The organism is Faecalibacter bovis (assembly GCF_017948305.1).
Lineage (GTDB): Bacteria > Bacteroidota > Bacteroidia > Flavobacteriales > Weeksellaceae > Empedobacter > Empedobacter bovis.
The window spans coordinates 2,546,336-2,569,559 of the sequence record NZ_CP072842.1 but is presented as its reverse complement, the minus strand read 5'-3'; the positions used below and the strand labels follow the sequence as shown (position 1 = coordinate 2,569,559).

Below are 23,224 nucleotides of genomic sequence, written 5' to 3'. Positions count from 1 at the left end.
AAGGCATTAAATATATAATTCGATTATTAAATTTTACTCTTCAGTATAATATTTAAAGAAGTATGGAATAGTTTCAATTCCTTTATAGAAATTGAATAAACCATAATGTTCGTTAGGAGAGTGGATCACATCAGAGTTTAATCCGAATCCCATTAATACAGATTTTGTTCCTAATTCTTCTTCAAATAATGCTACAATTGGAATTGATCCTCCAGCTCTTTCTGGTAAAGCCTCTTTTTCAAAAGTTTCAGCTAAAGCTTTTTTAGCAGCAATATAACCTTTATCAGTAGTTGGTAAAATATATGGTTTACCACCGTGATGAGGTTTTACTACAACTTCTACAGAAGATGGAGCAAGAGTAGGGAAATATTCTACAAATTTGCGTGTAATATCTTCATGGTCTTGACCTGGAACTAAACGCATAGAAATTTTAGCATAAGCCATTGATGGAATAACAGTTTTTGCACCTTCACCAATGTAACCACCCCACATTCCATTAACATCTAAAGTTGGGCGAATAGAAGTTCTTTCTATCGTTGTATAACCTTCTTCACCTTGAATGTCAGCAATTCCAATTGATTTTTTGTAATCATCAATGTTGAAAGGGATTTTAGCCATTTCAGCTCTTTCTTCTTCCGTTAATTCGATTACATTATCGTAAAAACCTGGAATCGTAATTTCTCCTTTTTCATTGATTAATTTAGCAATCATACCAGCTAAAATATTCAATGGATTTGGAACTGCACCACCATAAACACCTGAGTGCATATCGCGATTAGCTCCTTTAACTTCAACTTCTACATAAGATAATCCACGTAATCCAATTGAGATTGATGGTTGCTCGTTAGAAATCATTGAAGTATCAGAAATTAAAATCACGTCGTTTTTTAATTTCTCTTTATTGTTTTTAACGAAGTTAACTAAAGATGGTGAACCAATTTCTTCTTCACCTTCAATCATAAACTTAACGTTACAAGGTAATTCGTTAGATTTGTTTAAAGCTTCAAAAGCTTTCACATGCATAAACATTTGACCTTTATCATCAGCAGATCCACGTGCAAAAATTGCTCCATCTGGATGAATTTCTGTTTTTTTGATAACAGGTTCAAAAGGTCCTGATTCCCATAATTCTAAAGGATCAGCTGGTTGTACATCATAGTGTCCGTACACTAAAACAGTTGGTTTTGTAGGATCTACAATTTTTTCTCCATAAACAACTGGGAAACCTTCAGTTTCACAAATTTCTACATTATCAGCACCAGCGTCTGTTAAATATTTAGCGATTAAATCAGCAGTATTTATAACATCCTGTGTATAAGCTGTATCTGCACTAATTGAAGGTATTTTAAGTAATTCGATTAATTCATCAAGAAATCTATCTTTATTTTCTTGTATAAATTTTTGCGTATTGTTCATTTCTGTTTTTTATGAATAATGCCTAAAGTTAATGATAAATATTAATAATGATGATATAATTTAGTATTTATTAGGATTCAAAAAGTGGTGTATCTTTGTAAAAAATTGAAATATGATATTATATAATACAACTTTTGTTGTTGAAGATAGTGTACACGATGAGTGGTTGCCGTGGTTTAAAGAAACGCACATAAATGATTATCTAAATACGAAGTGTTTTTTAGGAGCCAGATTAGGTCAAATTACTTCACATGCAGAACCAGGATTTCAAACATATTCTATCCAGTTTTTTGTAAATGACGATTTGACTTTGGATCAATTTAAAAATAATTTTTTATCTGATATTCAACAAAAATCATTAGAAAAATTTGCTACAAAGGTACTTTCATTTTCTACCGAAATGGATCATTTAGGAGATTTTAGTTTATAAAAATAAAAAAGCAGATTCAATTTTGAATCTGCTTTTTATCTTTCTAATAGAGAAGTATTTTATAATTCGAAACTTCTTACAGCTTCTAAAGTTTTATTAATTTCAGCATCTTTGATTGCATCAGAAATAAACCAAGTTTCATATCCAGATGGAGCAATGTAAACTTGATTTGATAATAAATGATGGAAAAATTTATTAAATGTTTCGTGGTTGCATTTTGTAGCAACGTCATTAAAATTATTGATGTCTTTATCTTCTGTAAAGAAAACTGAGAACATCGAACCTAAACGATTGGTATGATGTGCGATTCCTTTTTCTGCTAAGATTTTAGAAATTTCAATATCTAAAATTTCAGTTGTTTTATCTATACGATTAAATAATTCGCGATCGTTATTAATGATATTTAAAGTTGTAAAACCAGCGCGCATTGCAATCGGATTTCCTGATAATGTACCTGCTTGATAAACAGGACCAAGTGGAGCTAAATGGCTCATGATTTCTTTACGAGCAGCAAATGCACCTACTGGGAATCCACCACCAATAACTTTACCAAAAGCAACAATATCTGCGTTGATGTTTAATCTTTCTTGTGCACCACCCATTGCTTGGCGGAAACCAGTCATTACTTCATCAAAAATTAATAAGGCTCCGTTTTCAGTACATAAAGTGCGTAATCCTTCTAAGAAACCTTCTTTTGGTACAACACATCCCATGTTTCCTGCAATTGGCTCAACAATTATTGCAGCAATTTCACCTTTATTTTGTTCAAATAAAGTTTTAACAGATTCTAAATTATTATATTCTGCTAATAATGTATCTTTTGCTGTTCCTTGTGTAACTCCTGGAGAATTTGGGTTTCCGAATGTTGCAGCGCCAGAACCAGCCTTGATTAAAAATGAATCTGAATGTCCGTGATAACAACCTTCAAATTTTACAATTTTATCTCGGTTAGTGTAACCACGTGCTAAACGAATTGCAGACATACAAGCTTCTGTACCTGAATTTACCATACGAACCATGTCTACGTTTGGTACAACAGATGTAATAAGTTTAGCAATTTCAGTTTCTAATTCAGTTGGAGTTCCGAAAGAAAAACCTTTCTTCATTTGCTCAACCGTAGCTGATAAAACTTCTGGATGAGTATGACCAATAATCATTGGACCCCAAGAATTGATATAATCTACATAATCACGACCATCTTCGTCGTAAATGTATGCACCTTCTGCTTTAGAAATGAAAATTGGAGTTCCACCAACTGATTTGAATGCTCTTACAGGTGAATTAACTCCTCCTGGTATATAATTTTGTGCATCTGCAAATAATGCACTACTTCTTTGATACAACATAATAAACTGTAAAATAGTTATGCAAATTTAACGAAACTAGCTTGAATAAAGAAAGATAATCCTCCTGATTTGCCTAAAATTTATATCATTTTAAAATATTTAATAAATAACAAATTACACATATATAGGTATATTTTTAATTAAATGACTACCTATATTTGCATCACAAACTAACTAAATTAAACTTACTGTCAGTAATGACTGACGATAATCTAAGTAGAAAATCAAATTATTAAGGATTTGATTTTCTTTTAGAATATATTTATTCCCAATCAAGAATAATTGTTCCTTCGCTCTAGTTAAAGCCACATTTAATTTTCTATCAACATCACCATTATCATTCATATTAACTAAAGAATTTAACTGTGCAAAATGTGTTACAGCAAAACTATAAATGATAATATCTCGTTGGCTTCCTTGGTAACGTTCAACTGTATCTACCGTAATTTGGTCGAAATCAGGAATGTTAGCTAATTCTAATTTTTGTTTTATTAAAGCAATTTGATTTCTAAATGGAGCAATAATACCGATCGTCTTTTTAGGATTGAATTCTTTTTGATTGAAGTTATATATTTTAATAATTTCTCTTACCAATTCAACAACCAAATCAGCTTCTTGGTAATTTGTTTTTGGTAACGATGGATGCTCTTCAACTTCTAAAAATGCAAAACGTTTAGTTGTTAAAAGCTCTTGCAAATGATTGTTTTCAAACGATTTTAAATTCAATTCTGCACGTTGTCGAGCTAAATTTTGCTTTGCATCATTATTTAAATGTTCCAAATCATAAGCTACGTTCAACTTTCCTCCATAAAAATGTTGGTTCGGAAAATCAGCAATTTCGTAATGCATACGACCTTGATAAGTTAATTGATCGTAGGCATTTTCATATTTATTTTTCTCACAAAACTCATATAATCTTTCAAATAAAGAATTTTTACGGTTTACTAATCCGATTTCTTCTAGTTTTTCAGAATTTGTTTTAGATAATTCAGGAGATTGTAAAACAATAGCAGGTAATTGTTTATGATCTCCAATCATAATAAAGCGTTTAGTTTTTGGTAAAATTCCAATGATTTGAGGTTCTAAGATCTGTGAAGCTTCATCAATAATAATCGTATCGAATTTTTTAAGCTTTAAAATATCCGATTTATTGGTAATAGAAGCCACTGTTGAAATGAAAATTCGTTGATTTTGAATTAAATCAATAATTGTTTTACGAGTAAATTTTTCGCCAATTTGTTTTAATTCTTCTTCTTTTTTACGAATAATAACATTCAATAAATTTTTATGATGTTCAGGCGAAGTTGTTAATTCGCTTCCGATTCGAATAAATTTCTGGTTGATTGAATCATCAATTGCATCATTTATACTTTCACACAATTCATCTACGGCACGATTGGTATAGGCTAACAGCAATATATTGGACTTAGAATTTTGGTATAATTCTTTGACCAATTCATTGATGATGATTGAAGTTTTACCCGTTCCTGGAGGGCCATTTAATAAGAAATAATCCTCGCAAGAAAGTGCTTTTTTCAAGATGCGATTTTGTTCTTCAGATAAATAATCTTTATGGAAATTATAATCCAAAGGATTAATTGGTTCTCGTTGATTAAGTAATAATTGTTTGGTGTCGGATTTACTTTTCATAAATGCATAAATATTTCTATACATTGATATGAATGAATTATCCATAAAATCACGTTCTAAAGCCCATTTGGTATCAGTTCCTAATGTGTCAAAGAAGTGAGTATTTGGTTGTTTATATCTGAATTGAAGTGTGATTGAATCTTTTTTAATTGAACGAATTGTACATTTAAAAATTTGATTTGATAATGCTGTTTCTCCATTGTTGTTTCTTGGATATAGTACGCAAATATCTCCTTCGCGAATTGATATAAAATCGTTTGCCGGATTGGTACGCTTCAAAACAATTTGTCGTTTGTCTTGATGAATAGAATTTTCTTGAATCACTAAATCATAAATGATTTCATAATTTCTAGCTTTTTCATCAAATGTATTCAACCACAAACTTGCTAATCCGTTATTCGAATTTGATTGTCCAAGTCCTAATTGCCCCAAATATTGTTCTTTCGCAATAAAGCTTGCAAAACTATAGAAATATTCTTTTTCTAAGGGTGTGCTTGTTTTTATCGGAAGCTGAAATGCTTCTATCTGATTACCAACTAATTCCTTAAACTTTGGGTTTAAGTTTTTTAACTTAATTAGCTCATTTACATTAACTTGATTAATTAAATTTTCAGTTAAATTTCTATCACCAGAACTTAAAATATGTTCATTAATAATGATTAAATTTCTTAAATCTAAGATCGATTGAACTCGACTTAAATTAGGTTTGTCGTAACGTAAATTTCCAGAATAAACTTTAGAATAGAAAATGTAACCATCAGTATGATTCGCAATATCTTTAAATTCTAAATCGAATAATACACCAATTATTTGATAATATAAAAATAACTGAACCGCATGATTTGGCTTAATTTTCACACCTTCATGATCTCCAAAAGGAGCACTTCCAGATTTTAATTCTATAATTTTATTTTTACCATCAGGATTTAAATCTAAAATATCTAAACGACCTTGAATCCCAAATTGTTCACACAAAAAAGAAGGTTCTAAAAGGATGCGATCTAATGAAATATCATACTTTTTAAAATCTTCTTCCATTACTTTTTTTATACGATCGTAATGGCCTTTGGCTTCTTGGTAATATTCTTTAAATTTTTCTGAATTAGTTAAGTCTTCACAAGACGAAAATTCTAACGGATTTGTTTTAAAATCTTCCATAAAAAGCTCATCGAAATCTGTGTTTTCAATTCCTTCAGTGGTTAAAGCATCAACAACTTGATTGGCAAAATTTCCTAATCGGATGTGTTTTGAATTCGGAGATTCTTCAAATTTGCTTTTAATAAATTGCATAGGAGAAGTTCCATAATCTTGGAAACATTCAGCAATAGAGGAAATATTGATTAAATAATCAGGTTCTAAAATGATAAATCTTGGGTGATAAATATCTTCTTCATCAACCGAAACATTAATCAAATTCAGTTGTGCGCCAATCCAGAATTTAGAAGTTGATTTAAAACGTTCATTGATTCCATCTTCATCAATTCGAACTGTAATATATTCGCCGTCTTCAACTTCTTCGTAATCACAAATCAAACAATCCATCTTAATTTCAATCACCTGAACACGCATTTTTTTAATGCGTTTGCGCGTAGTGATTTTATTTGTATAATAGGCTTTTGCAGGAAAAAAGTACATTAATTCTGCAGGAGTCATGACTTCGTAAATTGAAGCAATAAACTCCGAAACATACATTAAATGTGTAAAATATTCTAATTCTTCTGGCTGATAAGATTGTGTTTCGACTTTTTTAACTGTTGCACGAAACGAATGAATTTTTGTAGAAACTTTGTATGTATTACAAATAAACGAAAGTTTAGAGAAAAGATTCGAGAATTGTAAACTTTCGTTTTTAGTTAATTCGAAAGCCAAATTTTCAACCACACGTTTTAGGTCTAAATATTTAGAAACTATTGGCTTGTTAGTTTGTTGTATGGCTAAAACTTCCTCTAAATAACGAGTTCCGTTCTGTGAATTCATGCAGGTGATATTTTTGCAAAAATACGTTTAATCTTCAATAAAATTACTCCCAAGTTTTCCAATCATCACTTGTGAAATTCCATTCAGGTGTATAAATATTTCCTTCTTGAATTTTATACCAAGGCGATTCATCTGAAGTATTTGGATTATTTAAAATTTGTAACTCTTGCGCTGGCATGTAGCTTTGTGCAATTAAAACATATGTTTCAGTATCATTTTTAGCTAAATCAACAACCATTACCGCATGACCATAAGGATTTCCTTTTTGAATCAGAATATCTCCAATTTTTATATTTTGATAAGAAACAGATGGTAATTGATTTTTTAATGAAGCCGTATTGGCATAATTGAATACATGTTCTAAATATTCCCAATATTTCGATTCAGAATAATCTCCGTTTACATATTCTGTGTAATATCGTGGTTGTCCGTCCGAAACGAAGTTGAATGCGATATTTTTGTAAAGTTTTTGTTGATATAAATAATCTGCACGTAAACGCATGGCTGCATCTGCACATTGATGCAAATCTTTCGTTCCAATTGGTAAATCAATTACTGCATTATATACATTTTGGTTGTCTTTTTCTTCTCCAGAATAATATAAAACGCTACTTCCATAAGGTTTTAAGGGTAAATTTTGCAAGAAATAACCGAAATCAGATTCGCTGTAATTTTCTCTTTCCGTTCCGTCTGGAGTATTATATCTATCCAAAATAGTACTCCCGTTTGTATTGATAAAATTTCTTTTATTTTCTTGAGAAATTTCAGTGGATTGTATAGGATTTGAATCTTTATGACCAGATTTCGATTCGCATGAAAGCATGAAAACAAGTAGGAGTAAAGGAAGTCCTTTTAAGGTATTAATTGTAATTTTTGTTTTTGGATATTTTGTAACTGAACGGACTAAAGATTTTGCTAAATCTTCAACTTTTAGCGGATTATATTTTTTTAGTAATCCAAATGAATTTAATAAATGAATAGCTTTTACACCAAAATTTTCGCCAAAACGGTTACTATTTGGGCGTTGTAATAGTCCTGGTTGAAAAATAATTAATTGTTCGAAATTTAATTTTTTAATTTCATCTTCAAGTTCACCTTTTATTTTAGAGTAAAAGATTTTTGAATTACTATCAGCATTCATACTAGAAACTAAAACAAAAGAATTGACTTGATTATGACTAGCAATTTCTGCATATTTTAATTGGTAATTATAATCAATAATTCGTTGTCTTTCTTTACTCCCAGCATCTTTTAGCGTTGTACCTAAACACGAAAATGCAACATCTCCTTTGATGAAATCAGCATAATTTTCGAGTTGATCAAAATCTACAATGATTTGCTTCACTTTTGGATGTGAAATTTTAGCATCACGACGTACAAGAATTACGATTTCTTGATAATTAGAATCATTAATTAATTCTTGCACTAAAGGTTTTCCAGTTGCGCCAGTGGCACCAATTACAATAGCTTTCATATTCTACAATAGAAATTCTAAGATAAAGAAAAAGCCTCAATAAATTGAGGCTTTATATTATTTCAGTAAATCTGGTCTTCTTTCTTTTGTACGTTCAATTGCTTGTTCGTGTAACCATTCTTCAATTTTAGGAAAATTACCTGAAAGTAAAACATCAGGGACTTTATGCCCTTTATAATCTGATGGACGTGTATAAACAGGTGGCGCTAATAAATTATCTTGAAATGAATCTGACAGAGCAGAAGTTTCATCACCAATTACACCTGGAATTAATCGTATAATTGAATCAGCTAAAATAATTGCTCCAAATTCTCCACCAGAAAGTACATAATCTCCAATCGAAATTTCTTTTGTCACATACATATCACGAATACGTTGATCAATCCCTTTGTAATGACCACAAATCATCATCAAATTACCTGCAGATGATAAATTATTTGCCATATTTTGGTTTAATGTTTCACCATCTGGCGTTAAATAAATGATTTCATCATATTCACGTTCATCTTTCAATTTGGTAATCATTTTATCTAATGGTTCACACATAATCACCATTCCAGAAGTTCCACCATAAGGATAATCATCAACGTGGCGGTATCTACCTTTACCAAATTCTCTTAAATCATGTACATGAATTTCAGCTAAACCTTTGTCTTGCGCTCTTTTCATAATTGAGGCTGAAAAGGGACTTACTAATAATTCAGGTAAAACTGTGATAATATCTATTCGCATACTGCAAAGATATTTTTAAAAAATGGTTTAACAAATTGATTAGTTATTAATCTTTGTCATGTTCTGTCCACACTAAACGATCTAAATCATATCCAGCTTCTTTGGCTTTCTTTAAGTAATTTTGTTTAGTTTCTTCTGATATTGTTTTAGTTCGAGATAAAATCCAAATGTAGTCTGTACTTTCACCAAAAACTAAAGCTGTTTGATAATTAGGATCCATTGCAACCACATTATAACCGGCATAAAAAGGTCCAAAAAATGAAACTTTAAGAGCACCTTGTGTGATTGGTCCATTGAATTTAGCTTTTCCAATTTTTTCTTTCCATTCATTTTTGATGTAATCAAAACCACGATTTACAACTTTGATAGATCCATCTTCATTTATCGTATATTCAGCAGTTACATTGCTCATATCTTTTTCGTATTTGAAATCAAAACGTGCAATTTCATACCATTTTCCGCTATAATCTTTGGAGTTAAAATATGATACTGGTTTTACATGATCAGGAACTTTTACACTACAAGAAGATAAGAATAAAAGAGTTGATAGTGCAATTGTGCTAAATAATAGTAAATTGTTTTTTCTCATAAATGATGTTTACTTATTTAAATCAATTTTTATTCCATTAATGAATTGAAAAAAGTTGAATATTATCATAAATAGAATTGATATTATTCATTCAGAAATTATAAACAAAAACAAGTAACTTTGTTTAAATTCTAAGAATAATAAAATGTTCATTTATAACAGACATAGAAGACTTCGTAAAAACGAATCTATTCGTAGTATGGTTCGTGAAAATCATTTAACAACTAATGATTTTATCATGCCATTATTTATTGCTGAAGGTGAAGGAGTAAAGGTGGAAGTGCCATCAATGCCAGGTATTTACCGTAATTCTTTAGATAATGTAAAGAAAGAAGTAAAAGAAGCTTGGGATTTAGGAATTAAATCTGTAAACATATATTGTAAAGTTAGCGATAACTTAAAAGATAATACAGGAAAAGAGGCATGGAATCCGAATGGATTAATGCAAAATACAATCAAATTAATTAAGGATACTTGTCCTGATATGATTGTAATGCCAGACGTTGCATTAGATCCTTATTCTATTTTCGGTCATGATGGTATCATTGAAAATGGACAAGTTGCAAATGATCAAACGGTTGATGCTTTGGTTCGAATGACTTTATCTCATGCAGAAGCTGGTGCTGATTTCGTTGCGCCATCAGATATGATGGACGGACGTATTGGTGCGATGCGTGAAGCGTTAGAAGAAAATGGTTTTGATAACGTAGGAATTATGTCTTATGCGGCAAAATACGCTTCTTCATTTTACGGACCTTTCCGCGAAGCTTTAGATAGTGCTCCAGTTGATAATATGGAAATTCCGAAAGATAAAAAGACCTATCAAATGGATTACCACAATTCGCAAGAAGCATTACGCGAAGCAATGGCTGATGTTGAGGAAGGTGCGGATATTTTAATGGTAAAACCAGGTATGGCTTATTTAGATATTGTGAAGTTAGTAAAAGATAATTTACAAGTTCCTGTATCTGTTTATCAGGTTTCTGGTGAATATGCAATGATTAAAGCTGCTGCTGAAAAAGGTTGGATTGATCATGATCGTATCATGTTAGAAACATTAACTTGTATGAAACGTGCAGGTGCAGATTTAATCACAACTTATTTTGCAAAAGAAGCTGCAAGATTATTAAATGATCAATAAAATAATAATATATAGATAAAAAAAACCTCAACATAAATGTTGAGTTTTTTTTATTTATCTATCCCACTCATCGGTAGAATTTGTTTTTTTATTTGTATTATTTTTATTATTCTGAGTTGGTGCTTTCGGTGTAAATTGTTGATCTACTGTGCCGAATGGATTTCCTCCAGGCATTGGTGGAACAAAATTTTCATCTTCTTCACTGGTTACTTCAGTGTTAGAATTACTACCTTCTTTATCCGTATTTTTTCCTGAACTTGCATTTGTTAATGCCGATTTATCAGGATTTCTTAAACTTTCTAATAATTGTTTCGCTCGTTTCGCTTCGTCCGTTTTATCGTAAGCTAAAACCACAATTTCTAAAGCTTTTTCAAAATTTTCTTTTGATTCGGTTTTCGAAACTGCAAAAGCATTAAGTAAAGCAAATTTAGCAATAATAATCTCAGTCGGATATTTTGTAATTGCTGCGCTTACACGTTGTTTTACTTCTTCATATTTCTCCTCTTTATAAAGCGTATAAGTTGCTTCGTAATCAGCTAAAGCTTCTTTTGTTTCGGCTGTAATAAAGTCAACTTCAGGATTTAAAATATATCCAGCGTAAATCGTATTACCATACTTTTCAAGAATAATATTTTTGTATTTATCTTCTAACGTTTTGTCGCGATCTTTATGAATACGATACAATTGATACAGAGCTTGAACTTCGACTTCTTTTTGCTTAGGCGGCGAAGCTACCAACTTTTCTAAAGTAGATGCGGATAATTTAACATCGTTAAAATGATCGTAATAACCTGTACCTAAAGAAAGTTGTGTTGTATCTCTTGTAATTTTTAAATTGTTTAAATCATTAGCAGTTTTAGGAATTTTCTCTAAATAATAATCAATCTCAAAACGACGAGGATCTCCAGCTGCAATATTTCCTAATAATTCGTTTTCACGATCTGCTAAATTTCCACCTGGATTGGAAGCCGAATTTCTCCAATTATCTTTTAAAGAAGGTGAGTTCCAAACACGTTGGAATTCAGCCAAACCATTATTTTTTAAACTTTGATTGTAGAAGTAAAATTTATTAGAACCTGAATTATCAAAACTTGATGTAAAACTTGCAACTTTTCCACCCAATTGGAATTCTGCCATTTCTTGCTGTTCTTGAATAACTCGTTCTTCTTCTTCTTTTTTAATTTTTGCAATATATGCCGTAAAATGATCTTTTTGCTCATCTTTAGACATAGAAGCAATGCGCAAAATACTATCATTCTTTTGTACCAAGTAATGCATTTCCATTAACTTTTTAAGAATAGTATTTTTTTCATTAATTCTGTTCTTGTCAGATTCTTTTGTGAAATTTGTTACAGCAGAATCAAAATAAGAAGTTGCATGAAGATAATTTCCTTGGCTAAATTCGATATTTGCATAATTTTCATATGCTTTAGCTCTAATGTAAGGGTCTGAAATAGGTTCTTTTAGAGATAATTTTGAATATTCGATAGCTTCATTAATATTTCCATCACGAAACGCCATTTCAGCAATAGCGTAATAGAATTCATTCTTTTTAGAAGTATAAATACCTTTTTTACTTTGGTCTAAAATATGTTCTTTGTACGAACCGTAGGTATTGATTTTTGGATCAAAATTTTGAGCAATAGCTAACTGTGATTTTACTTCCATATCAAATCCTGGACGAATTTTATATACTTGTGTAAAAGCTTCACCAGCTTCTTCTTGCATTCCTAATTTAGAATAAACTTGACCTAAAGCAAATAAAACACGCGCTCTATTATCAGATCCTTTGCTGTAATATTCAGCTCTTTGTAGCGATTCTAAAGCTTCTTCGTACATTTTATTTTCGATCAAGAAGTCTGCATAATTAGCTGCAGTTAAGTAATTTAATTCTTTACTTAATTTGTCTTCTTTATCGTAAAGTTTTAATAGTTTTTCTTGACCATCAAAATAATTTCCACCACGAATATCAGCTAAAGTTTGGTATAACAATGCTTCATCGTAATATTTTGATTTTGGGAAGTTTTTGGTTACATAATTTAAAGCATCTAATGCTTCATAATATTTACCTCTGTTAAACCTTGCCTTTCCAATTAATAAGTACGCACGCGCAATCATAGTGTTTTTCTCATTACCACTAATCATCATAGAGTGTTTCTCTATTACTTTATTTGCTTTAGATTCAACAGCTTCGTAACCTGTAGGTTTATTTGAATTATTATCGTTTCCATTCAAATTACCTGGAGTCATATTAAGTAAAGAACCATCAAATTCTTGTGAATTATCATTTTTTCCAAAATAATTTTCACCCAATGGTAAAATCTCACTGTAATCTTCAGTATAGGAAGATTTCAGTTCAATCTGTTTTTTATTTAATTCTTCTTCTGCGTTAAAAAGGCCATTAAACCAAGAAGTCATTTTGTGGTAATTTCTATTCTGAAAAGTATCTTTTCGTGTAGAACAACCCACCAAAAGACTTGCTACAATGATGCTAAATGCGTATTTCTTCATGGTCAACTATATCGACAAATCTACAATAAAACGAAAGAATACAAAAAATCTTGTATTCACAAAAAGTTTTAGATATTTGTACTATTGGATTATGTTGGTTAGGTTAATTTAATAATGTAAGCTAATCTACAACATTTTCATTAAAAGTTATGTAAAGTAACTAATTGAAAAGGATAATTATAAATCGAAAACAATAAATTATTTGCGTTCGGTTTTATTAATTTTAAATGAAGTTTATGAAAGCTATTTTAGCTAAATTTTATGCAAAATATATTGTCAATAAAGATCTAAAATGGATGAATAATCCAATTTATACACAAGAAAAGACTTTATTAGACCTTGTAAAATTTGCAAAAAACACAAAATTTGGTCAAGATCATCATTTTGATAAAATCAAAACTTATGATGATTTTAAAAAATATGTACCGATCAAAGATTATGAAGGTTTACGTATCTATTTTGATGAAATGGTTGCAGGTAAATCTGATGTACTTTGGCCAGGTAAACCAATTTATTTAGCTAAAACTTCTGGAACAACTTCAGGTACTAAATACATTCCATTAACTAAAGAATCGATTCCTTTTCATATTAATTCTGCAAAAAATGCTTTGTTGCATTATATCAAAGAAACTGGAAACGCTAAATTCTTAAATGGTAAAATGATTTTTCTACAAGGAAGTCCAATTCTTGAGGAAAAAAATGGATTAAAATTCGGACGACTTTCTGGAATTGTAGCGCATTATGTTCCTAAATACCTTCAAACAAATCGAATGCCTTCTTGGGAAACGAATTGTATAGAAGAGTGGGAAGATAAGGTAGATGCAGTTGTTAAAGAAACTATACCTGAAAATATGACTTTGATTTCTGGTATTCCGCCATGGTTAATTATGTATTTTGAAAGATTATTAGCTGTATCTGGAAAAGAAAATATCCAAACTTTATTTAAAGATTTACAATTAATGGTTACTGGTGGGGTAAATTATGAACCTTATCGTGAGAAAGTAAACCAATTAATTGGTAGAAATATAGACTGTATACAAACCTATCCAGCATCGGAAGGTTTTATAGCATATCAAAACACACAAAAAAGCGAAGATTTACTGTTATTGTTAAACAACGGAATGTTCTATGAGTTCATTCCAGTAGATGAATTTCACAACGAAAATCCAACACGTATCTCAATAAAAGATGTGGAGATTGGAAAAGATTATGTATTAATTCTGAACACAAACGCCGGTTTATGGGGTTATAATATTGGTGATACAGTTCGTTTCACTTCTACATCTCCTTATAAAATTGTAGTATCGGGAAGAATTAAACATTTTACATCAGCCTTTGGCGAACACGTAATTGCACATGAAGTAGAACAAGCATTGCAAAAAACATTAGAAAAATATCCAGCGAGTGTAAATGAATTTACAGTTGCACCTCAGGTTAATCCAACTTCAGGTTTACCTTACCATGAATGGTTTGTTGAATTTGAAAATTATCCTGAAAATATGGAAGTTTTTGCTGGTGAATTAGATGCACAAATGCGTTTACAAAATGTTTATTACGATGATTTAATTGGAGGAAATATCTTGAAACAATTGGTTTTATCGCCAATTAAGAAAGGAGGTTTCCAAGAATATATGAAATCAATTGGAAAATTAGGTGGACAAAATAAAGTTCCTCGATTAGCCAATGATCGTTCTATTGCTGATGAATTTTATCGATTGAATTTAATAAACATCACACAATAACAAAAATGATTTATAAAACAGTAGAAAGTTCCTTGATAACTTTTTCGCAGTTAATGTTACCATCACACTCGAATTTTTCGGGTAAAATTCACGGAGGATATTTATTATCATTAATGGATCAAATTGCATTTGCATGTGCATCTAAATACTCCGGAAAATATTGCGTAACAGCATCTGTTGATCGAGTTGATTTTTTAACTCCAGTAGAAGTAGGGGAATTAGTAACATTAAACGCTTCGGTGAATTATGTTGGGAATACATCGATGGTCATTGGAATTCGCGTAGAAAGTCAAAATGTACAGACAGGAGAAATTAGACACTGTAATTCGTCTTATTTTACAATGATTTGTAAGGAAGAAAATGGTGAAAAAGCAGATGCTCCTAAATTAATTTTACGCTCAGCGAACGAGGTAAGACGTTTTTACAAAGCTCTGCATCGAATTGAAGAGCATAAAAAAGCTGCCTTACAAGTAAAAAATCCAATGGATTATCATTCAGAAGATTTAATCAATTATTTATTAGAACATTATAACGTTAAGATTCAATTAGATTCAAGATTATAATAAAAAAACCTCCATTAATTGGAGGTTTTTTAATACTTATTATTTAAATATTAAATAGATCTTTATTCATTTCGAAATACATTTTCTTATGTCTTTTTACAAGCTGCGAAATCAAAATTACATTCCATTCTGCTAGTTTATCAATTCTTTCAAAACCTTCTTTATTGTAAATTCCTTTTTCGTAATAAACAATATTGCAATTTGCTTCGTTTAATAAAAAATCAATAATTGAATTGGGAAATAAATTTCTTACTTCTGAATTGTTTAAATTCTTATTTATTTGAACTTTTAATAAATTGATTAGTTCATCATATTTCTTAAATAAATCTTCTAATAATTTATGTCTTGTTTCATTATAAATCTCATTCTTTATGTCATATAATTGATAATATATTTCATTTGCTGTACTTTCATAATCAATTAATTCGTTAATTGTTTTAATAAGGTTCGTACTTTCATCCGCATGATTACTTTTAAGAAAGATGTACAAATTTTCTGTAAAGTTATTAATGAAGCTAAAGTTGTTATTTATCTTATTTTCAATTGATAACAATAATTTATTTATTTCCCTATCTGTTTCATAATAAATACCTTCATATTCTAAAGAATCCAAATTTCTTATAAATTTATAATCTATCAATAATGAGTTTGCCTGTTTGATGAAATCAATATTTTCTTGGTTAATAAGATTTTGTTTCGTGATACTATTTGATGAATCTTTTGGTGAAAATTGAATTTTTTTAAAGTCAAATTCAATAAAATTATTTAAAATATTAATAAACTCAGGATAATTAGTTTTTTGAAATAAATTCTGAATTGTATTTACAAAATCTACTGAATTTTGCATCTCATTACAGTTATTGTTTTCTGTTAAATTTACTTCATATTTTTCTTGAAAATTTAATTTAAAGCGATCAACAGATTCTTTATTTTCTGTTATAAATTTTTCTTCCTTAGGTTCAAATTTTGAATAATCTTGAAAATAATAATTTACTAAATGAGTATTAAAAAATGCTGAATAAAAATTGACATTGTAATGTGAAACCAGAATTTGTTTTTTAAACTCGAATCGATTTAAAATTTCTCGAGTTAACTCAAATTTATTCAGTGTACCGTAATAATTATTAAATGTTTGAGAAATCTGATTTTCTACAAAATTATTGATTACAATAAATTCTGTGATTTTTGTTAATGCGCTATGGTATTCCTTTGTATATACCTTTTCTGAAGAATTTATTTTCTTTAATATTTCTTCATATTGCTGAGTTAATTTAGATAATTTTAAAAAAGTTCTGATTAATATTTTTTCACAGCAATAGATATAAAAAAATAAAAAATAGTAAATCGATCTTTTACTTTTTTCAGTTAATTCAGACGTGTAAAATTTTATACTTGTACTAAATTCCCAATTACGAAACTTAATTAAATCTAATTCATTTTTATTATTATACTTACTTAATTCGTTGATAATTAATGATTTTAATTCTTCTCTTGTAAGTGATTGAAAATGATAAATTCCTACGATTAAATTAATTTTAGAAGGACGAAAAAGTGAATCAAATTGGTTTGAATATTCAGTTAATATCACATCAACTTGTTCTAAAAATAGTTTAGGAATTCTTTTTAATCCCAATTCAATTTTAATTTCATCAACGAGATCATATAATTCAGGTTCATCTTTTTTAGTAATTTCATTTCGCCCAAAACTAATTTTTTGAAATAGTGTAAGTACATATCTTATCGGTAACAAACTCGTAATAAAGCCCAGAATGATTAAAAAACAAGGCAGCATAACACCAAAGTGCCAATTGTAAATATTAAAAATGTTAAATGAAACAGCTGTTAGAAAAGCAAAATAAATTAATGCTCCAATTGAGAAAAGCAAAAACCCAATTCTAAGTAGAATAAGAATTTTGTTTATATTATTTCGAACAAGAATAAGTTGTTCATGTTCAGGAGATTTAGTGGTCATTCGAGTTAGTTTGAACGAAAATAAAAAAAACCTGAAGAATAATCATCAGGTTTTCATATGATTTATTGTATTTTATAAAATTTAAAATTCTGCAGCTGTTTTACGGATGATTTCAATACATTCCATTAACTGTTCTTCATTCATTACTAACGGTGGAGCAAAACGAATAATGTTACCATGTGTAGGTTTTGCTAATAACCCATTTTCCATCATTTTAACACAGAAATTCCAAGCTGTTTCAGATTCTGGAGTATCGTTGATTAAAATCGCATTTAATAATCCTTTACCGCGAACAGATTTGAATAATGGAAACTCTTCAATTAATTTATTAATTTCTGAACGGAAAATTTGACCTAATTTTTCGGCGTTATCAGCTAATTTCTCATCTAAAACTACTTGTAAAGCTTCACGAGCCACTGCACAAGCTAACGGATTACCACCATAAGTAGAACCGTGTTGTCCTGGATGAATAACATCCATAACTTCGTTGCGTGTTAAAACTCCAGATACAGGATAAACACCACCAGATAAAGCTTTACCAAGAATTAACATGTCTGGTTTGATATTTTCATGATCAATGGCTAACATTTTACCTGTACGTGCAATTCCTGTTTGAATTTCATCAGCGATAAATAATATGTTATTTGCTTGACATAAATCGAAACATGCTTTTAAATATCCATCAGAAGGTACATTAACACCAGCTTCTCCTTGAATTGGTTCGACAAGGAATCCACATATTTTATCACCTTTTTCAGCTATAATTTCTTTTAAAGCATCAACATTATTATATTCTACCGCAATAAAACCAGATGTATATGGATCAAAATGTTTACGCGCATCTTCGTCATTCGAGAAAGAAATAATAGTTGTTGTACGTCCATGGAAATTATCTTTACAAACAACGATTATACCTTCACCAGAAGGAATCCCTTTCTTTTCGTATCCCCATTTACGAGCAATTTTTAAAGCAGTTTCTACCGCTTCAGCTCCCGTATTCATTGGTAAAATTTTATCAAAACCGAATAATTCAGTTACGAATTTTTCATAAATGCCTAATTCAGCATTGTAAAAAGCACGAGAAGTTAAAGTTAATTTATCTGCTTGTTCTTTTAATTTATTGATGATTCTTGGGTGTGAATGTCCTTGATTAACTGCTGAATATGCAGATAAAAAATCGAAATATTTCTTTCCATCAACGTCCCAAACATATACACCTTCACCTTTTTCTAGTACGACAGAAAGTGGATGATAGTTGTGTGCACCGTGTTTTTCTTCTAAATTAATTAATTCTTGAGCAGAATAAGTTGTGTTCATGTTTTATGTTTTTGTTTGTTATTGTTTATAAAAAAAACCGGACACTTATAGCGCCGGTTGGGTATCTAATCTTTTCTCGATCAATTTAATATCTTTTCCAAAAAATCTTTTTGAAACTTTTAAGAAGTTATCCGTATAGTCAGATAGAAAGAAATCATAAGTCGCATTATGATTTTTAGAAGCTAATTTTCCATCTCTACCTAATAAATAAATCAGATGATTTACAACAATTAGTGGAGAATTAATAATGTTAACTTTCCCTTCAAAAACCTGATTAATTTCTTTTTCTACAAGTGGATAATGTGTGCATCCTAAAATTATAGAATCAATTCCGTCTAATTTTTTATTGGTTAAATATGCTTCTAAAACAGCCTTAGAAATAGGCGAATTCGCATAACCTTCTTCGATCACAGGCACAAGCAAAGGAGTCGCCATTTCGATGACTTTTACATGTTTGTTGTATTTACGTATCGATTTTTTGTAAGCTCCAGAATTGATAGTTGCTTTTGTAGCGATAACACCTATTTTTTCTCTTAACTCGAATGCAACTTTTTCGGCAACTGGCGATATCACGTCAATTACAACAACATCTTCTCCTGCAGCATCCTTAATAGCGTCAATAGAATTTGCTGTTGCAGAATTACATGCAACTAAAATTGCCTTACAATCGTGTGATTTTAAGAAATTAGTAATATCAACAGAAAAACGCGTTATTGCTTCTTTCGATTTTTCACCATAAGGCAAATGTTGAGTATCACCAAAGTAGATCAAACTTTCGTTAGGTAATAAACGTTTAATTTCTTTCGCAAAAGTTAATCCACCTACACCAGAGTCAAAAACCCCAATCGGTCTGTTATCATTCATAGTTGCAAATTTATAAAATTAATCAACGTAAAATAGGCGAGAAGCTATTCCGTCCGCGAAAAATTTAGCTTCTTTAGTTAAAACAATTTTACCGTCAATTTGTTGCACTAAATTTTCTTTAAATAATTGTTCAATTTCTAAATCAAAATGAGCTGAAATTAATTTACCAAAAGTAGATTTAACTAAAATTGGATCAATTCCGTAAATTGTTCTTAAGCCAATCATCATCATTTCGTTGTATTGATCTTTTAAATTTAATGTTTCTATCTCTAATGGTAAATTGTTATTTTTTAAATTATTAATATATTTTGCATTATTTGCTATATTCCAAGCACGTTTATTTCCAAAAAAGGAGTGAGCAGATGGTCCGAAACCAATATATGGAATGCCTTTCCAATAATTAGAATTGTGTTGGGAAAAATATCCTGGTTTACCGAAATTAGAAATTTCATACTGAATAAATCCGTTAGATTCCAGGAAATTAACTAAATAATCAAACTGATCTGATTGGTGTTTATCATTGATCGGCTTCCATTCACCTTTTTCAATTTTACGATTCAAAATTGTTTTTTCTTCAACCGTTAGCGCATAAGATGAAATATGATTTATTCCTAAATCAACCGCTTTTTGAAGATTTTGACGCCACATTTCGTGCGTTGTTGTATTTGAACCGTAAATTAAATCAATCGTTAAATTATCAAAACCAAAATCTTGCGTAAGTTTAATGCAATTTTCAGCTTCTAACGCGTTATGAGCACGATTCATTAAGCGCAAATCTTCTTCAAAAAATGATTGAATCCCGATTGAAAATCGATTGATTGGTGTGTTTTGGAAATAGGCTAATTTTTCTTTCGTTAAATCATCGGGATTGGCTTCTAATGTAACTTCTTTTACTGATGATAAATCGAAGTGCTTATTTAATTTATTAAATATAGAATCCAATTCTTGATTGCTTAGAATAGAAGGAGTTCCGCCACCAAAATAGATGGTTTCGATAGGTTCGTTGATTTCCTGATACCTTAATTCAATTTCTTTTAACAATGAAGATATAAGCTCATTTTTAGAGTTTAAATTCGTTGAAAAATGAAAATCACAATAGCTGCATTTTTGTTTGCAATAAGGTATATGTAAGTAAATTCCGGCCAAAAGTAAATATTTTTACAAAGGTAATTTTAAAAACTTTAAATTATCAAGTAGTGGATTTTGAAAATTATTTAAAATTAATTATTAAAAATTATAATTTTTTAAATAGAATGATTTATCTTTCCACAATAATTATAATACTATGAACAAAGGAACTGTTAAATTCTTTAATGAAGAAAAAGGATTTGGATTCATTAAAGAAGATGGGTCAGGAAAAGAATATTTTGTACACGTTACAGGATTAATTGATAAAGTATCTGAAAACGATGAGGTTACTTTTGAATTAGCTGAAGGTAAGAAAGGTACAATGGCTGTAAATGTAAAATTATCATAATCATTACATATTTCTTGAATACAAAACCACTTCCTAAAGAAGTGGTTTTTTTATTTAAAATTTAAATGTTTTAGGGTATGATTTTATAATAATAACCTAAAGTTTTACATTTTTTTATCTTCATAAAAATCAAGATCATTAAACACTTGATCAATAAATTTATAAATTTCTGCTAAATGATCTTTTGAAATGTGTTGACCAATTTTTGAAGCGACATAAGTACCTAAAGCTAATAAAATAGCTGAAGGAATGACCCAAATCCAATTACTCGAACCGGTTACATAATATTCAGAAATAGAATATGTGCCTAAAGTAATAAATAAAGCTCCGGATAATCCGTACAAAAACATAAACATAGTCCAAATACTTGGTCTTGGTCCAATTACACCACGAACAACCGTTACATTATGATGTTCTTCATCAATTTCCCATCTAATTTGTAGTTGTGGAGCCCAATATTTTTCCTTCTCACGTCTTAATCTTACCATAGCAAATTCTTGGTTTGCATATCCACCGATTTCTTTATTATGTATGGCTAATTGAATTTTTATTGTATTGATTAATTCTGTTTTAGAAGCTTTTGTATAAACCTTAAAACGAGGTCTACTCTTAAGCGTTTTGATTCTAACTTTATTCTCCATTATATATTAGCATTCATTAAATTTACAATAAATCAATTAATTATGGAGAATGAAATATCGGAGAATTATAAAATGATATACGATATTGTTAAGCAAATACCAACCGGAAAAGTAACAACGTATGGAATTATTGCAAAAATAATTGGGGCTGGATTCTCTGCGCGTGTTGTTGGTTATGCAATGAATCGAGTGCATCATTTAGATGATATTCCTGCACATCGTGTGGTAAATAGGAATGGACTATTAACGGGAAAACATCATTTTTCACCTCCAGAATTAATGATTCAACTTTTAGAAAATGAAGGTGTCAAAATAAAGAATGAGCAAGTGGTAAATTTTAAAGATCATCTTTGGAATCCTTTGATAGATGAAAATAATTTGTAACGTTTTTCATTATCTTCTTACTAACTTTGTAAATTCAATTTATATACAAAATGGACTACTTATTACAAGCAGAAAATTTAACAAGACGCTACAAAGATAAAGTTGCATTAAACAACTTTAGTATAAATATACCTCAAGGTTCAATTTATGGACTTTTAGGACCAAATGGTGCAGGAAAAACTACTTTTATTAGAATTGTTAATCAAATTACAGCTCCAGACGAAGGTCGAATTTTATTAAACGGTGAACCTTTAACCAAAAAATCAATTGCTCAAGTTGGTTACATGCCAGAGGAACGTGGGTTATATAAAAATATGAAAGTAGGAGAGCAAGCCATTTATTTCGCAAGATTAAAAGGTATGTCATCAGCCGAAGCTAGAAAACGCACCCAATATTGGTTTGAAAAATTAGACATGATGTCTTGGTGGGATAAAAAATTAAGTGAGCTTTCTAAAGGGATGGGGCAAAAAGTTCAGTTTGTGGTTACAGTTATACACGAACCATCTTTACTGATTTTTGATGAACCATTTTCAGGTTTTGATCCAGTTAATGCGCAATTAATTGCAAATGAAATTTTAGAACTTCGTAAAAAAGGAACAACAATTATCTTTTCAACTCACAGAATGGAATCGGTTGAAGAAATGTGTGACCATGTTGCTTTAATTAATCAATCCAATAAGGTATTAGATGGAACTATAGAAGAGGTTAGAAATCAATTCAAATCAGGTGAGTTTAATATTGGAATTCATAATATTTCTGAATATAATTTAGCACTTTTAGGAAATAAATATCAAATTAGAGATGTTAATGTAAAAGGTGATATGACTTCTTTTAATTTATTGATTGATAAATCGATAGCGTCTAATGTTTTGTTGAATGAATTAATAGAAATGGGACAAATAAATCAGTTTAAAGAAATCATTCCATCTATGAATGATGTATTCTTACAAGCCGTAAAACAATCAAATTCAGCTCAAAACATTTAACAAATAAAGAAG

At 29.8% G+C, this 23,224-nt stretch carries 19 protein-coding genes; 7 read left to right on the top strand and 12 right to left on the bottom strand.

Annotation, left to right across the window (positions count from 1 at the left end; all coding sequences use genetic code 11):
* Nucleotides 1-33 precede the first annotated feature (33 nt).
* Entirely contained in the window at nt 34-1,416 is a 1,383-nt protein-coding gene (locus J9309_RS12355; RefSeq protein WP_230476190.1) for a dipeptidase, read from the bottom strand.
* A gap of 112 nt (nt 1,417-1,528) precedes the next feature.
* Here J9309_RS12355 and J9309_RS12350 point away from each other — a divergent pair, with 112 nt between their 5' ends.
* Nucleotides 1,529-1,846: a DUF4286 family protein gene (locus J9309_RS12350; RefSeq protein WP_230476189.1), complete on the top strand. Its 318-nt coding sequence runs from the start codon at nt 1,529-1,531 to the stop codon at nt 1,844-1,846.
* Between the two features lie 59 nt (nt 1,847-1,905).
* On the opposite strand, the gene hemL is transcribed toward J9309_RS12350, so the two are convergent.
* From hemL to J9309_RS12325, 5 genes are all read right to left on the bottom strand, one after another.
* A complete protein-coding gene (hemL, locus tag J9309_RS12345) occupies nt 1,906-3,192 on the bottom strand; it encodes a glutamate-1-semialdehyde 2,1-aminomutase (RefSeq protein ID WP_230476188.1) in 1,287 nt (428 codons plus the stop codon).
* Between the two features lie 174 nt (nt 3,193-3,366).
* The gene (locus tag J9309_RS12340; RefSeq protein ID WP_230476187.1) at nt 3,367-6,819 is read right to left on the bottom strand and encodes an ATP-dependent helicase; all 3,453 of its coding nucleotides are present in this window, start codon (nt 6,817-6,819) and stop codon (nt 3,367-3,369) included.
* Nucleotides 6,820-6,862: 43 nt separating this feature from the next.
* Nucleotides 6,863-8,293 carry a DUF4846 domain-containing protein gene (locus J9309_RS12335; RefSeq protein ID WP_230476186.1) on the bottom strand — a complete coding sequence of 477 codons (1,431 nt, stop codon included), beginning with the start codon at nt 8,291-8,293 and terminating at the stop codon, nt 6,863-6,865.
* 57 nt (nt 8,294-8,350) lie between these two features.
* The gene (gene trmD / locus J9309_RS12330; RefSeq protein WP_230476185.1) at nt 8,351-9,025 is read right to left on the bottom strand and encodes a tRNA (guanosine(37)-N1)-methyltransferase TrmD; all 675 of its coding nucleotides are present in this window, start codon (nt 9,023-9,025) and stop codon (nt 8,351-8,353) included.
* Between the two features lie 46 nt (nt 9,026-9,071).
* A complete protein-coding gene (locus J9309_RS12325; RefSeq protein WP_230476184.1) occupies nt 9,072-9,614 on the bottom strand; it encodes a lipocalin family protein in 543 nt (180 codons plus the stop codon).
* A gap of 145 nt (nt 9,615-9,759) precedes the next feature.
* Between J9309_RS12325 and hemB the strand changes: the two genes are divergently transcribed.
* Complete coding sequence (gene hemB / locus J9309_RS12320; RefSeq protein ID WP_230476183.1) at nt 9,760-10,755, top strand: porphobilinogen synthase; 996 nt, start codon at nt 9,760-9,762, stop codon at nt 10,753-10,755.
* 54 nt (nt 10,756-10,809) lie between these two features.
* On the opposite strand, the gene porW is transcribed toward hemB, so the two are convergent.
* Nucleotides 10,810-13,266, bottom strand: a complete 2,457-nt coding sequence (gene porW / locus J9309_RS12315; protein WP_230476182.1) for a type IX secretion system periplasmic lipoprotein PorW/SprE — start codon at nt 13,264-13,266, stop codon at nt 10,810-10,812.
* Nucleotides 13,267-13,502: 236 nt separating this feature from the next.
* On the opposite strand from porW, the gene J9309_RS12310 reads away from it, so the two are divergent.
* Together J9309_RS12310 and J9309_RS12305 are read left to right on the top strand one after the other, a co-directional pair.
* On the top strand, nt 13,503-15,008 hold the full coding sequence (locus tag J9309_RS12310) for a GH3 auxin-responsive promoter family protein (RefSeq protein ID WP_230476181.1): 1,506 nt from the start codon (nt 13,503-13,505) through the stop codon (nt 15,006-15,008).
* Between the two features lie 5 nt (nt 15,009-15,013).
* Nucleotides 15,014-15,571, top strand: coding sequence for an acyl-CoA thioesterase (locus J9309_RS12305; RefSeq protein ID WP_230476180.1), 558 nt, complete (start codon nt 15,014-15,016; stop codon nt 15,569-15,571).
* Between the two features lie 43 nt (nt 15,572-15,614).
* Here J9309_RS12305 and J9309_RS12300 read toward each other — a convergent pair whose 3' ends face one another.
* The 4 genes from J9309_RS12300 to hemW form a co-directional block, all read right to left on the bottom strand.
* A complete protein-coding gene (locus J9309_RS12300) occupies nt 15,615-17,204 on the bottom strand; it encodes a hypothetical protein (RefSeq protein ID WP_230476179.1) in 1,590 nt (529 codons plus the stop codon).
* A gap of 420 nt (nt 17,205-17,624) precedes the next feature.
* A complete protein-coding gene (gene rocD / locus J9309_RS12295; protein WP_230476178.1) occupies nt 17,625-18,860 on the bottom strand; it encodes an ornithine--oxo-acid transaminase in 1,236 nt (411 codons plus the stop codon).
* A 45-nt stretch (nt 18,861-18,905) separates the two neighbouring features.
* Nucleotides 18,906-19,724: a glutamate racemase gene (murI, locus tag J9309_RS12290; protein WP_230476177.1), complete on the bottom strand. Its 819-nt coding sequence runs from the start codon at nt 19,722-19,724 to the stop codon at nt 18,906-18,908.
* Nucleotides 19,725-19,742: 18 nt separating this feature from the next.
* Complete coding sequence (gene hemW / locus J9309_RS12285; RefSeq protein ID WP_230476176.1) at nt 19,743-20,870, bottom strand: radical SAM family heme chaperone HemW; 1,128 nt, start codon at nt 20,868-20,870, stop codon at nt 19,743-19,745.
* A gap of 139 nt (nt 20,871-21,009) precedes the next feature.
* Between hemW and J9309_RS12280 the strand changes: the two genes are divergently transcribed.
* Complete coding sequence (locus J9309_RS12280; RefSeq protein WP_230476175.1) at nt 21,010-21,201, top strand: cold-shock protein; 192 nt, start codon at nt 21,010-21,012, stop codon at nt 21,199-21,201.
* A 104-nt stretch (nt 21,202-21,305) separates the two neighbouring features.
* Here J9309_RS12280 and J9309_RS12275 read toward each other — a convergent pair whose 3' ends face one another.
* A complete protein-coding gene (locus J9309_RS12275; RefSeq protein WP_230476174.1) occupies nt 21,306-21,842 on the bottom strand; it encodes a hypothetical protein in 537 nt (178 codons plus the stop codon).
* 42 nt (nt 21,843-21,884) lie between these two features.
* Here J9309_RS12275 and J9309_RS12270 point away from each other — a divergent pair, with 42 nt between their 5' ends.
* Both J9309_RS12270 and J9309_RS12265 read left to right on the top strand, forming a co-directional pair.
* Entirely contained in the window at nt 21,885-22,226 is a 342-nt protein-coding gene (locus tag J9309_RS12270) for an MGMT family protein (protein ID WP_230476173.1), read from the top strand.
* A gap of 50 nt (nt 22,227-22,276) precedes the next feature.
* Complete coding sequence (locus J9309_RS12265; RefSeq protein WP_230476172.1) at nt 22,277-23,212, top strand: ABC transporter ATP-binding protein; 936 nt, start codon at nt 22,277-22,279, stop codon at nt 23,210-23,212.
* The last annotated feature ends 12 nt before the right edge of the window (nt 23,213-23,224 follow it).

Coding starts and splice junctions, on each gene's coding strand:
- J9309_RS12355 (WP_230476190.1), bottom strand. CDS start 1,416: ATGAACAATACGCAAAAATTTATACAAGAAAATAAAGATAGATTTCTT.
- J9309_RS12350 (WP_230476189.1), top strand. CDS start 1,529: ATGATATTATATAATACAACTTTTGTTGTTGAAGATAGTGTACACGAT.
- hemL (WP_230476188.1), bottom strand. CDS start 3,192: ATGTTGTATCAAAGAAGTAGTGCATTATTTGCAGATGCACAAAATTAT.
- J9309_RS12340 (WP_230476187.1), bottom strand. CDS start 6,819: ATGAATTCACAGAACGGAACTCGTTATTTAGAGGAAGTTTTAGCCATA.
- J9309_RS12335 (WP_230476186.1), bottom strand. CDS start 8,293: ATGAAAGCTATTGTAATTGGTGCCACTGGCGCAACTGGAAAACCTTTA.
- trmD (WP_230476185.1), bottom strand. CDS start 9,025: ATGCGAATAGATATTATCACAGTTTTACCTGAATTATTAGTAAGTCCC.
- J9309_RS12325 (WP_230476184.1), bottom strand. CDS start 9,614: ATGAGAAAAAACAATTTACTATTATTTAGCACAATTGCACTATCAACT.
- hemB (WP_230476183.1), top strand. CDS start 9,760: ATGTTCATTTATAACAGACATAGAAGACTTCGTAAAAACGAATCTATT.
- porW (WP_230476182.1), bottom strand. CDS start 13,266: ATGAAGAAATACGCATTTAGCATCATTGTAGCAAGTCTTTTGGTGGGT.
- J9309_RS12310 (WP_230476181.1), top strand. CDS start 13,503: ATGAAAGCTATTTTAGCTAAATTTTATGCAAAATATATTGTCAATAAA.
- J9309_RS12305 (WP_230476180.1), top strand. CDS start 15,014: ATGATTTATAAAACAGTAGAAAGTTCCTTGATAACTTTTTCGCAGTTA.
- rocD (WP_230476178.1), bottom strand. CDS start 18,860: ATGAACACAACTTATTCTGCTCAAGAATTAATTAATTTAGAAGAAAAA.
- murI (WP_230476177.1), bottom strand. CDS start 19,724: ATGAATGATAACAGACCGATTGGGGTTTTTGACTCTGGTGTAGGTGGA.
- J9309_RS12280 (WP_230476175.1), top strand. CDS start 21,010: ATGAACAAAGGAACTGTTAAATTCTTTAATGAAGAAAAAGGATTTGGA.
- J9309_RS12275 (WP_230476174.1), bottom strand. CDS start 21,842: ATGGAGAATAAAGTTAGAATCAAAACGCTTAAGAGTAGACCTCGTTTT.
- J9309_RS12270 (WP_230476173.1), top strand. CDS start 21,885: ATGGAGAATGAAATATCGGAGAATTATAAAATGATATACGATATTGTT.
- J9309_RS12265 (WP_230476172.1), top strand. CDS start 22,277: ATGGACTACTTATTACAAGCAGAAAATTTAACAAGACGCTACAAAGAT.